This window comes from Paraburkholderia ferrariae NBRC 106233, from assembly GCF_000685035.1.
In the GTDB taxonomy this organism is placed as follows: domain Bacteria; phylum Pseudomonadota; class Gammaproteobacteria; order Burkholderiales; family Burkholderiaceae; genus Paraburkholderia; species Paraburkholderia ferrariae.
On record NZ_BAYB01000013.1, the window covers coordinates 158170 to 173143 of the forward strand.

Below are 14974 nucleotides of genomic sequence, written 5' to 3' on the forward strand. Positions count from 1 at the left end.
TGCGCCGAATTCTCCCGCCCCCCGCGTTAGTGCGTATCCTGGGTTTCATACCGGCCCGTGAGCGAATAAAGTGGTTCGAGCATCCATTCATAGATTTTTCTCGTCTCGAGCATCAAATCCGCGTCAAGCTTCATGCCATCCTGTAGCCTCAAATCTTCCCCGTTGGCGTGGACGCTTTGAGCATCCAGTGCTACCGTTACGCGGTAAAGTCCCTCATGTGCTTCACCCAGCTCCTGCAAAAGCCCCGGCGCCAATGCTGTGCGGGACACTTCGGTCACGTGCCCACCGTACTGACCAAATTTCTGGTATGGAAACGCGTCATATCGCATATTCACTGGCGTACCCACCCTGATAAATCCGATCGCTCGACTGGGTACGTACAGATAGGCCTCCATGCGGGCTCCCTGGGGCTCGATACTCGTCAGAAGCGTCGCAGGCGAGACCACGTCGCCCGCGTCGGTCAATGGTGTCGTCGCAATCCCGTCAATCTGGGAGTTGACCGCCACCTGTCGATGGACATCATTTGAAATACCTTGCTCCTTGAGCTCGGAAATTTGCCGGTCAAGTTGCGAGAGCTGGTTCTTCTCATCGAGCGGTGCGTTCTGGAAGTCACTTCTCGCTTCGTCTAGCGCGGTGGAGACGTCGACAGCATTTCGGGAGTCAGTCGCCAGCTTGCCCTTCTCGTCAAGCAGTTCAGCTTCCTTGTCGTCCAGCTGCGTCTGGGGGATAAATCCTTCTGCTGCCAGTTGCCGAAGTCTGCCGACATTGCGCTCATCGACTTGCACTTTCATGGCCTGAAGTTTCGCTGCCGCACGGGCTTGCTCCAGCGACTCTCCAAGCGTTCGGACCTTCTCTTTCAATGTCCGGTAGGACTCGGTGTAGATAGCTTCCTTTCGAACCCTTTCGCCCTGCAACTCGTCTACACGCAATGCAAGCTGCTGCGCAATGGCACTCTCCGCCCCGCCCTCGGAAGGTCGATTGGTTTCGGTCGACAGGATAAAGAGCGGTTGCCCTACACGAACAAGCTCTCCTTCAGTCACCAGCCGCTTGACGACGGTCCCTTCTACTTGCGGGTACACCTTGGCGACAGCAAGGTCCGAGGCCACATTACCTGACACTGTTTCTCGCCTCGTGTACGTGCCCAAGATGGCGAACGCAACTAGCGCAAGCGCCGCGATCCCGGCTGTCGCGGTATAAGCCCACACCCCCGGTGGCCGCGCCAGCACGATGGTGCCCTGGGTATGCTCCAGTTGCGCTGCGTACACCTCCGAGCGGAACAGGTCCCTTTCAGTCGACCGCTCGTCGTCCGTTTTCATGTACCACCTGCAACGGAGGACGGACTATTGACCGCATGCACAACAGGAACCACCACCGCAGATGTTCCCAGCGTTGAGGGAAACGTCACTGGCGTAAATGTGGTGTTTCCTTTGGCGTCGCGTGCCATCCGCAGAACCCGGTCCGCCGCTCGTATCGTCTCCTCCCGGTGTGCGATGACCAACCGCGTAATATTGAGCGCCTTAATGGCATCGTTGACGATGGATTCGTTTTGTGAATCAAGATGACTGGTCGCTTCGTCAAGAAAGAGGATTTGGGGGCGCTTGTACAACGCGCGGGCCAGCAACACCCGCTGCTTTTGCCCACCGGAAAGCGCCGAACCCATGTCGCCCACGAGCGTATTGAAACCCATCGGGAAGGTCGCAAGGTCTTTCAGGAGCGCCGCCTTGTCCGCACACTCCCGAACCCAACCCATGTCCATATCATCGTCAAAGAAGCTGATGTTCTCTGCAATCGTCCCGGCAAATAGCTGATCCTCCTGCATGACAGCCCCGAACATTTGCCGGTATCTAGAAATACCGACATGCTTCAGGGCAATGTTGCCCACGAAGACCGCGCCACCCGTTGGCGTCAACAGCCCTGTCAGGAGTTTGAGCAGGGTCGTCTTCCCGCAACCACTGACTCCCGTAATAGCGACATGTTCACCTGGCCGGATATGGAGCGAGGCGCCCACCACCGCCGGTTTCTCGCCTGTTCCGTACCGATACGAAACGGAACTCAACCGGATGCTGGGTTCAACCTCCTCCAATGATACCGGTGCCACAGGGCGGTCTTCCTCGGGCTTTTCCAGCACAATATCGGCAAGCCGCCGGGTCTGGATACCCAATATCCTTAGTTCATAGAACTTGTCGACAAGGCTGCCAGCCCGAGTTGTAAACTGTTCACGGTAGGCAACAAACGCAAGCAGCATCCCAAGCGTAATCTCCTTGTCTATTACTGCCATTGCCCCGAATGCGAAGACCAGTAGGCGTTCAGCCCGAAAAATCAAGGCATTGAAGCTATGAAATATGAGCAGGAGTCGCTGCGTTCTCAGTGCCGCATTTTTTTGACGAACAATGAGGTTCAACCATCCGGTCATCCGTGTTGTACCTTTGTCGAAGAGCCGTACGCTTTGAATCCCACGAATGGTCTCTATCAGGTGACTCTGCTGTTTGGAATCGAAAATAATCTGGCTTTCGGTGGCGAACTGTAACGACGCAAAAAGGCCGATTCGCAGCACGATATACAGGACGAGCGCGGCTACCGTGATAAGTGACAGCTTCGGATTGAAGACGAGCATCATGACCAAGGTGCCAATCGACATCAACCCGTCAAGAATCGCCTCCACAAAGCTGGTCGTCAGTGTCCCCTGTATGTTGTTAACGCTCGACGCGCGCATGATGATGTCGCCTAGGTGCCGTCGTTCAAAGAACGACAACGGCAAACGCACAAGATGGGAGAACGTTCGCGTCAACCATTGCACGTTCAGCGTGGTCCCCATGTAAAGGACCGCCCATGCGCGCAAAATTTCAACCAACGTTTGCAACAACCATAACAAGCCGAACCCCGCCGAGAGGGTGGCCAGTAGTCCCACATCGGCACTCGCTATCGCATCGTCCACGACCCATTCATTGAAAAACGGTGTGGCGAGTGAAAACACTTCGATGACAAGCGCCAGCAGAAATATCTGCCCGAGCGATTTTCCCAGACCTATAATGCGTCCGGTCAAAGTCCGTATCTTGACGCGACGTGGGGCGTTCTGCCGTTTGAAGTCAAAATCGGGGGTAAGTTCTAGCGCAACGCCGGTGAACGCGTCATTCAGCTCCTTGCGCGTAACGATACGGCGACCAAATGCCGGGTCACAAATCTCAACCAAATCTCCTTTCACGGCCTCGAGGACCACGAAGTGATTCAGGTCCCAATGCAAGATGCAGGGCATCTGGAGATGCGACATCTCATCGATATCGAGCCTCAAAGGCCGCGCCGAGAGCTGTAGCCCTTTTGCAACATCCATTAGCTGTCGAAGTGTCGCGCCCTTCAGCGAGACGGCATATGCCGCACGCAGGGTTCGCAGGTCCGTCTGATGTCCATGATACGCGGCGATCATGACAAGACACGCAAGCCCGCACTCGGCCGCCTCACTTTGCAGGACTACCGGCACGCGCCGTCTGAATCCGAACTGAAGCGTATACACCGTCGCCATGCGCATTCCCCGACGCATAAATACGAGGCTTTGTCAGCCTCGCATCAGGTACCCGTTATCGTTGTTCAACCGCAATATTTCTCGGTCGCTCAGGCCAATGCAGTCTCGTCGTCACTGGTGTCCGAGTCGGTATCGGAGCCTGCGTCACTATTTACTGCATAGTCTCCATCCGAATCGCTTGGGTCGTCCTGCGACGAGCTCGCCGCCTGCTCAGCCATATCTGTCGTCGTCTGATCGCCAGACGACACAGTCGTGGTATCAACCGAGGTATTGCCACTGTCCACGGGCATTGACGACGAATCTCCGTTCCCATTATCAGCCGTCGTTACATCGCTGGAGGTCGTCGTATTGTCCGTGTCCGAGGTTTCGCTAACACTCGGCTCCGTCGTGGTTGTGGATGACGTCGTAGTCGACGAGGTGTCGCTATCCGTTGAAGTTGACGACGAAGTGATCGTCGACTCGTAGGCGGGTGATGAGTCGTAGGAAGGGGAGGCATCCGAACCCGTGTTCTGGGTCGGCGTGGTGATAACCGTACCGGTTTGCACCGTGTTTGATGACGAGCCACTACTGCTGCTACTGGAAGTCATGGAGTTCACCAGACTCTGGCCGGCATCCTCTGCAACGCCAAGCGCCGCAGTCGTTGCAGAAGACACAACACCATTTACCATTATGCTGGTCGCAGAACTTTTCGTCACACTTTGAGTGATGCCACCAGCGATGCCACCTGCCCCAGCTCCTAACGCCTGGTTCAAGGGGCCCAACGTTGTGCTCAACGGTGTACTGCTACTGCTGCTTGAGCTACTCGAACCAGTGGAAGTGCTACTGGCTGAACTGGCGCTGCTTACAGTAGCTGCACCGCCTCCGACAAAATCAAGCTCCACTACAGATAATTCACGCATGACCTTCTCCGTTTTGATAAAGCATGTCGTGATACACCTTGGGTAAATTCACAAACAACTTCCGGCACCGCATTAGGAGAATATCCAACCAGACCAATCACCTCCACCCTCTTAAATCACCCCTACAAAGCAGACGATAGCTTTGTAAGGCTTGACAAGGTTTGCGAAGGAATGCCTGACTTTACACAGCCACTATATGGGAATGTTATCCAATTAAAGCAACAAAAATAGAAATAAATCACTCATTGCAAATGTCTTTCTATTTCTTACACAAATGCTGTATTTTGAAAAATTAAAATCCATCATGCATATCCAAGTCAGAAAACGTTTCATTTCTGAAACTCGCCCGGTCAACGGCAGAAAAATCCGGCAAATTAAAACGCATGTGAGATTTCCACCGAAAAGCACATACAGAGAACCATTGGTGTGAAACACGGTTTCTAATTCTCTGGCAGTAAGTGTTCAGGCGAAACCGATTTGAAATTTGGTGCCATAGCCAGCAAGTAGGTTGCTAAGCTGATTCGCTCGATGTCGCGCAAAGGGTGCTCACCCGACAATGCGGCCTGCAAAGGCTTCTTCGGGCAGCTGAAAACGGAGCTGTTCTATCCACGGGACTGGAAGGCTACAACCATTGAGCAATTCATTGAGGTAGTTGATTCCTACATCTACTGGTATAACGGAAAACCAATCAAGATCTCGCTTGGCTCACTCAGTCCCATCGAATACCGAGAGAGCCTCGGACTTGCGGCATAAACAAGTCCAAGATTTTTGCCGCACCCCCGGTGGGTCAGTTTTACATTGGCGCTAACAGCTATACGTGGCCTTCGTGATCGACGTGTTCGCTCGCCGTATTGTCGGCTAGCGCGTCAGCACCTCCATGACTACGGAGTTCGTTCTGGATGCACTTGAACAGGCGCTTTACGCGCGGCACCCGGGCGACGACGGAACCTTGATACACCATCGGACAGAGGGTCCCAATACGTCAGCATTCGCTACAGCGAAAGGTTAGCTGAAGCGGGCATCGAACCGTCGGTCGGCAGCCGGGGCGACAGTTTGACAACGCCCTGGCTGAAACGATCAACGGCTTATACAAGGCTGAATTGATTCATCGCTGCACCTGGAAAACTCGGGAATCCGTTGAACTGGCAACGCTGGAGTGGGTGGCCTAGTTCAATCATCGTCGGTTGATGGAACCGCTCGGCTATATCCCGTCCGCCGAAGCTGGGGCAAACTACTATCGGCAACTTGAAACAGCTACCGCTGAACCCGCATCAACTTAAGCCAACCAACCTCCACGATTCCCGGAGCGGTTCACCCAAGCGACAACCTGTTCGTATTCAGTACGGGCAGGCTGGGCGACTTCACGGTTTTATCAGCACCATCGTGCTCGCCATGATCGCGCTGCTGGTCGAGTACGCATGCTTCACCTCTTTTCGCGCCTGTGCCCATGCACTTCGCTCAGGATGATTCCGATCGCGGTGCCTGGACTGCGGGTCAATCTTGCGAGCGTCTGGCTGCTGAGCGGCGATCATCACCGGCATAGCTACGGACACAGTCATAACGGTGAGTGCGATCATGAAGAATAAGCGCGTCGCAGGGCAGCGCGGGCGCATTCGCTCTGTCAGTCTTTGAAGATGGGTGTCGCCTGTCTTCCGTATTCCGTCCCAAACAGCTTCCTCGGAACAGAACGCCATGTAGTTTCGGTTACAGCGGTCCGCCCCGATGGCACGCGTGAGACCTTCGCGTTTGCCGATCGCGGTGGCTATATAAAGTCGAAGAACGACATTCGCACTTTAAAACTTAGCCGCTACCGTTGTTATGTGGGACAACAATTCTTTGTATGAAAAACTGTGGGTCGCCCCCCATAACCTCACCGAGTGTGCGTCCACGCGTCTTCCGCAAATCCTCTCCTGGTGGGAATGCCTAGCCTATTGCCTTTCTGCCGCTTTTCGTCGCCCATGCCAGCAACAGGCACGATAGCGCGTTGAAAGCGAATATGCCCTTTGCACCCATCACAGTCATGAGCACAGATGCGATGGGAGGCCCTGTCATGCCGCCCACCGAGAATAGCACCAGCAACAGAGAAGAAATCGCAACACGATAGTGAGGATCGATACGGTCGTTGGTGTCGCCCGCGACAAGTCCATACTGCGTGAACGTCACCGCGACATAGGCAATTGCGCCAATCCAGAGAAACGCGCCTTCCTGAAACAGCATGAGTGCCACGCTCAGCGCCGCCGAAAGCAACGCTATGCGATAGACCAGCTCACGCCGCGCATAACGGTCGGAAAGCCGCCCCATGGGCCGCTGGGTAAACAATGCACCGAGCAGGCACACGCCCATGAATAGCGAAAGATCCGACCTGGCAAACCCAACGTGCACAAGAAACACTGGCATCAACGAATAAAAACTGCTGTAGAGAAATCCCGTGAGAATGCAGCCCGGAACCGCAAGCGACGTTGCCCCGGTCAACGCTCGCAAGACTTCGATCCAGTTGTGCGCGCGCATTGGGTTGACCGGGTCGCCATCCGCCATTTTTGGCCAACCCGATAGCAGCGACACGGGAATGATCGCCGCGGCGAAAAGTGCCGAAGCAAGACCAAATCCCGCCGTTCCGCCAGGGCTGCCGATATTCAGCATCAGTTGGCCCATGCATAGCGAAAAGTAATTGATGGTCGTATAGGTGCCGAATATGCGACCTCTATTGGCATTCGAAGCCGTGCCCTGAATCCAGCTTTCGATGGACGAAAACAAGCCCATGAACGCGAAGCCCGTGGCGAGCCGAATCAGCGCGAGCGTCGCCAGCGATTCAAATGTTCCGAATGCTTGCGTCAGAATCGCAGCAAGCGCGGCGAACGCAATGAATACGCGATGCTGACCGAACCGGTCGATCAGGCGTCGCGCGGTAAATGCACCGAGTAAAAAACCCAAGTAATAGCAGGACTGGATGAAGCCGACCACGAGCGTGGATTCGCCATGACGCAGGATGCGCAGTGGAATCAGCGTCTGGAACAGCCCGTTGCCGAGAATAAGAAACGCTGCGCCGAGCAGGAGACCTGCGAGCGTACGGTATTCGCTGAGCGTTTGCATGGGTTTGGCCGACAACGGTGCGTCGAGTGCGTCCGGCGAACCTGCCGATGCCGTGTGCTCATAAGGCAATGCACTGGGGCGCGCGCCGTGTTGCGCGTTGTAGCGGACTACCGCGCTCTCGTCTCCTCGTGCTTCCGTCATTCTCACCGTCCGTCGAACCGTTGCGGTGAGCGTGGTCCAGAATGCAAGCGCGCGTGAAATTCATCATCAAACGTGATAGAAAAATTAAGCGCGTGTGATGCTCGCCTGCATCGGCATGACCCAGTTGCGGCATCACATCGACCAACACGAACCACGCGAAGATCGCTCCACACCGCTGCTGCCGCGCGAATATCACACGCGCTTATTTTCAGAATAAGTTGCACTGTCCTCTACGCGACCGACTATTTTGACTTCCCTACTCTGCGAGCGGCTGACGTCACCCACTGCTTCGCTGGCGTCCTTTTCATTTCAACCGCAGAGACCAACACATGCAAAAACATCTTTTTGCAGCGGCAATTTCGCTCGCATTCGCCACGGCTGCACACGCCCAAAGCTCCGTCACGCTGTACGGCTTGATCGACGTCGGCGTGATCTACGCCAACAACGCCGGTGGCCATAGCCAGTATCAAATGGGCAGCGGCAACATCCAGGGCAGCCGTTGGGGCCTGCGCGGCACGGAAGATCTCGGCGGCGGCCTCAAGACGCTGTTCGTGCTCGAAAACGGCTTCAGCGTGACAAACGGCAAGCTCGGCCAGGGCGGCGACGAATTCGGCCGTCAGGCGTACGTGGGACTTTCTTCGGCGAATCTCGGCACGGTCACGCTCGGCCGTCAGTACGACTCGGTCACCGACTTCACCTACATGTTCGAAGCCGCCAACGTGTGGTCGCCATATTTCGGCGCGCATCCGGGCGACCTCGACAACCTGAACGGCACCAATCGCGTCAACAACGCGATCAAGTACAAGAGCCTCTCGTACGGCGGCTTCACGTTCGGCGGCCTCTACAGCCTCGGCGGCGTGGCGGGCCAGTTCAACCGCAACCAGATCTGGTCGCTCGGCGCAAACTACGCACACGGGCCGCTCGTGCTGGGCGTGTCGTACCTCAACGCGAAGGACCCGAACTACTCGTACTTCGGCAATAACTCCACGTCGAGCACCGCGGCGTCGAACATGACGTCGAGCCGCGTGTACTCAGGTTATGCCTCGGCGAAAACGCAGCAGATCATCGTCGCCGGCGCGCAGTACACGTACCAAGCCGCGACCTTCGGCCTCACGTACAGCAACACGCAGTTCAAGGACATCGGCGCACTCGCAGGTCTGCCCGCCACGGGCGCGGGCGGCGACGCGAAGTTCCACAACGTCGAAGCGAACTTCCGCTACCAGCTCACGCCCGCACTGCTGCTGGGCGCGGCTTACGATTACACCAAGGGCTATGGCGTGAACAGCGCGAAATATCACCAGGGTGTGATCGGCGCCGATTACTTCCTCTCGAAGCGCACCGACGTGTACGCCGACGCGGTGTATCAGCATGCGTCCGGCACCGATTCTACCGGCGCGAAAGCGGTGGCGAACATCAACTTCCTCTCCGCTTCGACCACGCAAAACCAGGTCCTGGCGATTGTCGGGATGCGGCACCGCTTCTAACGCCGCCTCCAGCGGCCGCGAACGCCGGCATGTTTGCGTAAGCAGCGCTTATGGTTAGGAACAGCGCCGCTTAGGCACCGGCGTTTCACCGCGGGTTCGGCTACCGTTGGGCAACGCGCGCCGCGCCCGAGGCTGGCGCGCCGCTGCCTGCGAATCACGCGCGCAAGCGAACCCGAGGTATTGAACATGCAGAGCCTGGCTTTCGGGCACGTTTTTCGTGCCGATTCACCGCTTGTCCTCGTCACGCCGCATAGCGGTAGCCGCATTCCCGGCGAGTTGCTGGACAACGCGTCATGGGCCGCGATCGAGGGACGTATGGCCGATCCGGCGGGTCTCGCGCTCGAAGCGCTCGCCGAAAAGCGCGGCATCACCACCATCGGCGCGCGCTATCACCCGTGCGTGATCGACTTCAACGTGGCGACGGAAAGCCGTCCGCTGTCGCTGCGCCTGAGCCGCAGCGGCCTGTGCCGCACGCATACGTCGCGCGGCGAGCCGCTCTACGACGACTCTCACCCGCCTTCCGAACGCGAAGTCGAAGCTCGCGTCGATCACTACTGGAGACCCTTTCATGCCGCCGTGGCAGCGGAAATCGCGCGCCTGCGCGGCCTGCATGCCAACGTGCTGCTGCTCGTCTCGCACGCGAGCTACTGGCTTTCGCCATATCGCAACCAGAGCGGCGCGCTCGACTGCAACATCGGCAGCAATCGCGGGCGCTCGTGCGACCGCCGGCTCGTTTCCGCGCTCACCGACACCGTGGGCGAGCACGGCCGCTCGTGGGTCGTGAACGGCAAGGTCGCCGACGTGTTCGCGGCGCAGCATTACGGCGTGCCGGGCGAAGGCGTGCATGCCGTCGAAATGGAGATCGCGGGCCGCTGGCGCAGCGCACTCGAATACGAGCGCGAACAGCAGGAAGGCGCCGAAGCCACGGCCACGCTCGGCGCGCTGTTGGATGCGCTGGAAAACGCGCTCGTGCGCCTGCCCACCGCGCCCGCCGCCGACGCAACGACCTCCGCATCGACATCGCCCCGCGCGCCAGCGACGCCCGCCCACGCCGACCGGTTGCCGAAGTAAACGCCATGCGCCTTTCCCCAATAGAGGCACTCAGGCAACCGTGTTAACATTTTGGCTGTCACGTCGCAGGCGACCATGAAAGAAAGCGCACCTGAACATTATCCGGACTGGGATCTGCTCGCGAGCTGGGTCGCCGTGGTCGAATCGGGTTCGATCTCCGACGCGGCAAGCCGCCTCGCCATTTCGCAAGCGGGCGTCTCGCAACGCATCAAGGCGCTCGAAACCATCCTCGACACCACGCTGCTCGACCGCGCCACGCGCCCCGCGCGCCCCACGGCCGCCGGTCAGCGCCTGTTCGAGCATGCCACGGTGCTGCTGCAAGGCGCGGACCAGATGGTCGAAGCCGTGCGCAATGTCACGCGCGCGAAACGCGTCGTGGTGCGGCTCGGTTGCGTGGATTCGTTCGCGGCCACCATCGGCCCGATCATCATCAAGGCGCTCGCTGGCACTTCGCATCAAATCCGCTTGTGGTCGGGCATCACGCCCACGCTCGATGCGCAGCTCGACGCGCGCCAGCTCGACATGGCCGTGACCACTACGGAGCTTTCGCAGGCACCCGGCATTCGCCGCCAGAAGCTCTTTTCCGAGCCCTATGTGGTCGTGCTGCCGCGCAGCTTCGAAGTGGACCGCTTCACCACGCTCACCGAACTCAGTCGCCAGTTGCAACTGATCCGCTACAGCGCACGTTCGGTGATCGGCCAGCATATCGACGCGTATCTCGCCGCCAACGCCGAAAACATCGAGCGGACCTGCGAATTTGACGCCACCGACCCGATGCTGAGTCTCGTGGCCGCTGGGCTCGGCTTCGCGGTAACCACGCCGCTGTGCCTGTGGCAGTCGCGCCATTACGTGCCCGACCTGCGCGTGGTCGCGCTCTCGTCGTTCTCGCGCCACGGCCGGCCGTACCAGGGCCTGAGCCGCTCGTTCTTCCTCGCCTCGCGCGAGAACGAACTCGGCCATCTGCCCGCCGATCTCTACGATCTGCTTAAGCGCGCGTTCGAACGTCAGGTGTCCCGCGATATCGCCAAGGCGCTCGCGCTCGCGCCCGAGGAAGTCTGTATCGCCGATGAGGAATGACGCGCGCGGCGTCCTGCGGCCTCGCGTCGGCCTGTTCCGGCTTGTTCCGGCTTGTTCCATAACGCTCGCCGATCCAAAGCATAAGTCGAGGTTTAGCAACGCTGCGCGCACCGCGTAGCCGCTAGTCTGGACACTGAGCCTCGCCTTCGGCGACGAGCGGCGCGCCACCGCGCAGCGCCGCTCGCAAACCGCAACGCCGGCGGTGTTTTCGAATCCCCTTCCCTAAGGAACCAGTGTGATTTCAGGTCCTCAATTCCCGCTGCCCGCGAACGAACCCGAACTGCATTTCGGCACGGGCACGCAGGCGCAAGCGGAACTGCGCAAGTCGCTCGAACAGCGCGACGTCGTCGAAATTCCCACCGTGATCGACGGCCAGCGCTATTACTCGAACGATGTCGTGGAAGTGCGCGCGCCGCACGACACGCAACGCCTGCTCGCCCGCATTCACCGCCCGACCGAAGCGCAGATCCAGCAAGCGGTCGCGAGCGGCAAGCGCGTAGCGAAGGACTGGGCCAAACTCACGCATGCGAGCCGCGCCACCATCCTGCATCGCGCCGCCGACATCATCGCGACGCGTTCGCGCATGAAGATCAACGCCGCCACCATGCTCGGCCAGAGCAAGACCGTGGAAGAAGCCGAGCCGGACAGCGCCTGCGAGCTGATCGACTTCCTGCGCTTTAACGCCTATAACGCGCAGCGCGTGTACGCCGAGCAGCCGATGTCGGTGGCCACGGCCGCGAATCGCACCGACTGGCGTCCGCTCGAAGGCTTCGTCTATGCCGTGTCGCCGTTCAACTTCACGGCCATCGGCGGCAATCTGACCACGGCGCCCGCGATCATGGGCAACACCGTGTTGTGGAAGCCCTCGGAAAAGTCGGCGCTCGCCAACTACATCTTCTTCGAAGCGCTCGAAGAAGCGGGCCTGCCGCCGGGTGTCATCAATTTCGTGCCGGGCGAGGCCGAACTCACCACGCGCGTGGCCATGGCCTCGCCCAATCTCGCCGGCATTCACTTCACGGGGTCGTCGGCCGTGTTCCAGTCGCTCTGGAAAGGCGTGGCCTCGAAGGTCGACTCGTTCCGCACCATTCCGCGCCTCGTGGGCGAAACGGGCGGCAAGGACTTCGTGCTCGCGCATGCCTCGGCGCATCCGTCGGAAGTGGCCATCGCCCTGATTCGCGGCGCGTTCGGCTATCAAGGCCAGAAGTGCAGCGCCGCTTCGCGCGCTTATATTCCGCGCAGCCTGTGGTCGCAGGTGCGCGACGAACTGCGCGCGCGTCTCGCCGAGCTGAAAGTGGGTGATGTGGCCGACTTCAGCACGTTCATGGGCGCGGTGATTTCCGAAGCCTCGCACCAGAAGCTCAGCCGCGTGCTGGCCGCGGCGAAGGACGACTCGGCCGTGACCTTCGTGAGCGGCGGCAAGACGTGGACGGAACCGGGCTATTTCGTCGAGCCGGCCGTGCTCGAAGTGAGCAACCCGAAGCACGCGCTCATGACGGAGGAACTGTTCGGGCCGATTCTCTCGGTGTTCGTCTACGAAGACAATGCGTGGGACGACACGCTCGCGCTGATCGATTCGACGAGCCCCTACGCCCTCACCGGCTCGATCTTCTGCACCGACCGCTTCGCGCTGCATCAAGCCGAAGACGTGCTCGTCAACGCAGCGGGCAACCTCTACCTCAACGACAAGCCGACGGGCGCGATGATCGGCCAGCAGCCGTTCGGCGGCGGCCGCGCGAGCGGCACGAACGACAAGGCCGGTTCGTATCTGAACCTGCTGCGCTGGGCCTCGCCGCGCGTCGTGAAGGAAACTTACCTGCCCACGCGCGAGTGGCGCTTCGGCGCTTGAATGAACGCGTAAGCGCGCGGTGGATATCGCATCCCGGCATCCGTCGGGATGCCTTGAAAAAAGGGCTCATCGTCACGATGAGCCCTTTTGCTTTACATGTTCGGATAGTTCGGTCCGCCGCCGCCTTCGGGCGTGACCCACACGATATTCTGCGTCGGGTCCTTGATATCGCAGGTCTTGCAGTGAATGCAGTTCTGCGCGTTGATGACTAGCGCGCGCCCGCCCGCCGGCGCTTCCGTGAACTCGTACACGCCCGCCGGGCAGAAGCGCGCTTCCGGCCCCGCATAACGGTCGAGATTCACGCGCACCGGCACGCTCGCGTCCTTGAGCGTAAGATGCACGGGCTGGTTTTCTTCGTGGTTCGTGTTCGACAGAAACACCGAGGAGAGCCGGTCGAACGTGAGCTTGCCATCGGGCTTCGAATACTCAATGGGTTTACATTGCGCCGCCGGCTTTAATGTTTCGTTATCCGAATGATGATGATGCAGCGTCCACGGCACGCGGCCGCCCAACACCTTCTGTTCGAGACCGACCATCATGCTGCCGACGTAAAGTCCCTTGCTCATCCACTGCTTGAAGTTGCGGGCGCGATGCAGTTCTTCCTTGAGCCAGGATTGCTCGAAGGCTTGCGGATACGCGCTGAGCGTATCGTGGCTGCGCCCCGCTTGCAGTGCATCAAACGCGGCTTGCGCGGCCATCTTGCCCGACGCAATCGCCGCATGGCTACCCTTGATGCGCGAAGCGTTGAGCATGCCCGCTTCGCAGCCGATCAACGCGCCGCCCGCGAACGCGAGCTTCGGCATCGACATGATTCCGCCGGCTGCGATCGCGCGCGCGCCATACGACACACGCCGCCCGCCTTCGAGAAAACGCCGGATCGCGGGGTGCGTCTTGTAGCGCTGGAATTCCTCGAACGGCGACAGATACGGATTCGTATAGCCCAGCCCCACAACAAAGCCCACCACCACCTGGTTGTCGTTCAGGTGATAGAGAAACGAGCCGCCGTACGTGTCGCTTTGCAGCGGCCAGCCGGCCGTGTGGATCACGAGACCAGGCTGGTGCTGCGCCGGATCGATCTCCCAGAGTTCCTTGATGCCGAGGCCGTAGACTTGCGGATCGGCGTCTTGATCGAGCTTGAAACGCGCGATGAGTTCGCGCCCGAGATGGCCGCGCGCGCCTTCGGCGAACAGCGTATAGCGCGCGTGCAGTTCCATGCCGGACTGGAAGTTCGCGGTCGGTTCACCGTCCTTGCCCACGCCCATGTTGCCCGTGGCCACGCCGCGCACTTCGCCGTGTTCACCGTACAGCACTTCAGCCGCCGCGAAGCCCGCGAAGATTTCCACGCCCAGCGCTTCGGCTTGTTCCGCGAACCAGCGCGTCACGTTGCCGAGGCTCACCACGTAATTGCCGTGGTTCTTGAAGTTGTCGGGGAGCAGCCAGTTGGGCACCGGCTTCGCGCCGCTTTCGGAGAGAAACAAAAAGCGGTCTTCGGTCACGGGCACGTCGAGCGGCGCGCCGCGTTCCTTCCAGTCGGGAATCAATTCGTCGAGCGCGCGCGGGTCCATGACCGCGCCCGACAGCGTGTGCGCGCCGATCGCCGAGCCTTTTTCGAGCACGCACACGCTCACTTCCGCGTTGCGTTCCTGCGCCATCTGCTTGAGGCGAATGGCGGCAGATAAACCGGCCGGCCCTCCACCGACGATAACGACGTCGTACTCCATCGATTCGCGCGGGCCAAACTGCGCTGCGAAGTTATTCGTGTTCATTTCGACCGATATGTGACTGTGCGGGACGGCCACGACGCACGATCGAAACGCGCGTCGCGGTCTTGTGGAAGTCCCGGCACGCA

At 59.4% G+C, this 14974-nt stretch carries 10 protein-coding genes and 2 pseudogenes; 6 read left to right on the forward strand and 6 right to left on the reverse strand.

Features of this window, described 5'->3' with window-relative positions; genetic code table 11:
- Window positions 1-26: 26 nt before the first annotated feature.
- From BFE01S_RS15955 to BFE01S_RS44330, 3 genes are all read right to left on the reverse strand, one after another.
- On the reverse strand, window positions 27-1316 hold the full coding sequence (locus tag BFE01S_RS15955; RefSeq protein ID WP_028226388.1) for an HlyD family secretion protein: 1290 nt from the start codon (window positions 1314-1316) through the stop codon (window positions 27-29).
- Entirely contained in the window at window positions 1313-3517 is a 2205-nt protein-coding gene (locus BFE01S_RS38815) for a peptidase domain-containing ABC transporter (protein ID WP_063834420.1), read from the reverse strand. The genes BFE01S_RS15955 and BFE01S_RS38815 overlap by 4 nt, the downstream gene beginning before the upstream one ends.
- 89 nt (window positions 3518-3606) lie before the next feature.
- Entirely contained in the window at window positions 3607-4416 is an 810-nt protein-coding gene (locus BFE01S_RS44330) for a hypothetical protein (RefSeq protein ID WP_156967031.1), read from the reverse strand.
- Between the two features lie 510 nt (window positions 4417-4926).
- On the opposite strand from BFE01S_RS44330, the pseudogene BFE01S_RS43090 reads away from it, so the two are divergent.
- Both BFE01S_RS43090 and BFE01S_RS43095 read left to right on the forward strand, forming a co-directional pair.
- Window positions 4927-5169, forward strand: a pseudogene (locus BFE01S_RS43090) (IS3 family transposase); the annotation flags it as partial.
- A gap of 58 nt (window positions 5170-5227) precedes the next feature.
- Window positions 5228-5696: pseudogene (locus BFE01S_RS43095) on the forward strand (DDE-type integrase/transposase/recombinase); the annotation flags it as partial.
- 81 nt (window positions 5697-5777) lie between these two features.
- Here BFE01S_RS43095 and BFE01S_RS44335 read toward each other — a convergent pair.
- Both BFE01S_RS44335 and BFE01S_RS38820 read right to left on the reverse strand, forming a co-directional pair.
- A complete protein-coding gene (locus BFE01S_RS44335) occupies window positions 5778-5993 on the reverse strand; it encodes a hypothetical protein (protein ID WP_156967032.1) in 216 nt (71 codons plus the stop codon).
- Between the two features lie 346 nt (window positions 5994-6339).
- Complete coding sequence (locus BFE01S_RS38820) at window positions 6340-7647, reverse strand: MFS transporter (protein WP_084169929.1); 1308 nt, start codon at window positions 7645-7647, stop codon at window positions 6340-6342.
- 329 nt (window positions 7648-7976) lie between these two features.
- Between BFE01S_RS38820 and BFE01S_RS15990 the strand changes: the two genes are divergently transcribed.
- From BFE01S_RS15990 to pruA, 4 genes are all read left to right on the forward strand, one after another.
- Window positions 7977-9131, forward strand: coding sequence for a porin (locus BFE01S_RS15990; protein ID WP_028226391.1), 1155 nt, complete (start codon window positions 7977-7979; stop codon window positions 9129-9131).
- A 186-nt stretch (window positions 9132-9317) separates the two neighbouring features.
- Window positions 9318-10202, forward strand: coding sequence for an N-formylglutamate amidohydrolase (locus BFE01S_RS38825; protein WP_063834421.1), 885 nt, complete (start codon window positions 9318-9320; stop codon window positions 10200-10202).
- Between the two features lie 75 nt (window positions 10203-10277).
- Entirely contained in the window at window positions 10278-11279 is a 1002-nt protein-coding gene (locus BFE01S_RS16000) for a LysR family transcriptional regulator (RefSeq protein WP_028226392.1), read from the forward strand.
- A 235-nt stretch (window positions 11280-11514) separates the two neighbouring features.
- Window positions 11515-13125 carry an L-glutamate gamma-semialdehyde dehydrogenase gene (gene pruA / locus BFE01S_RS16005; protein ID WP_028226393.1) on the forward strand — a complete coding sequence of 537 codons (1611 nt, stop codon included), beginning with the start codon at window positions 11515-11517 and terminating at the stop codon, window positions 13123-13125.
- Window positions 13126-13217: 92 nt separating this feature from the next.
- On the opposite strand, the gene BFE01S_RS16010 is transcribed toward pruA, so the two are convergent.
- A complete protein-coding gene (locus tag BFE01S_RS16010; RefSeq protein WP_028226394.1) occupies window positions 13218-14891 on the reverse strand; it encodes an electron transfer flavoprotein-ubiquinone oxidoreductase in 1674 nt (557 codons plus the stop codon).
- Window positions 14892-14974: the final 83 nt, after the last annotated feature.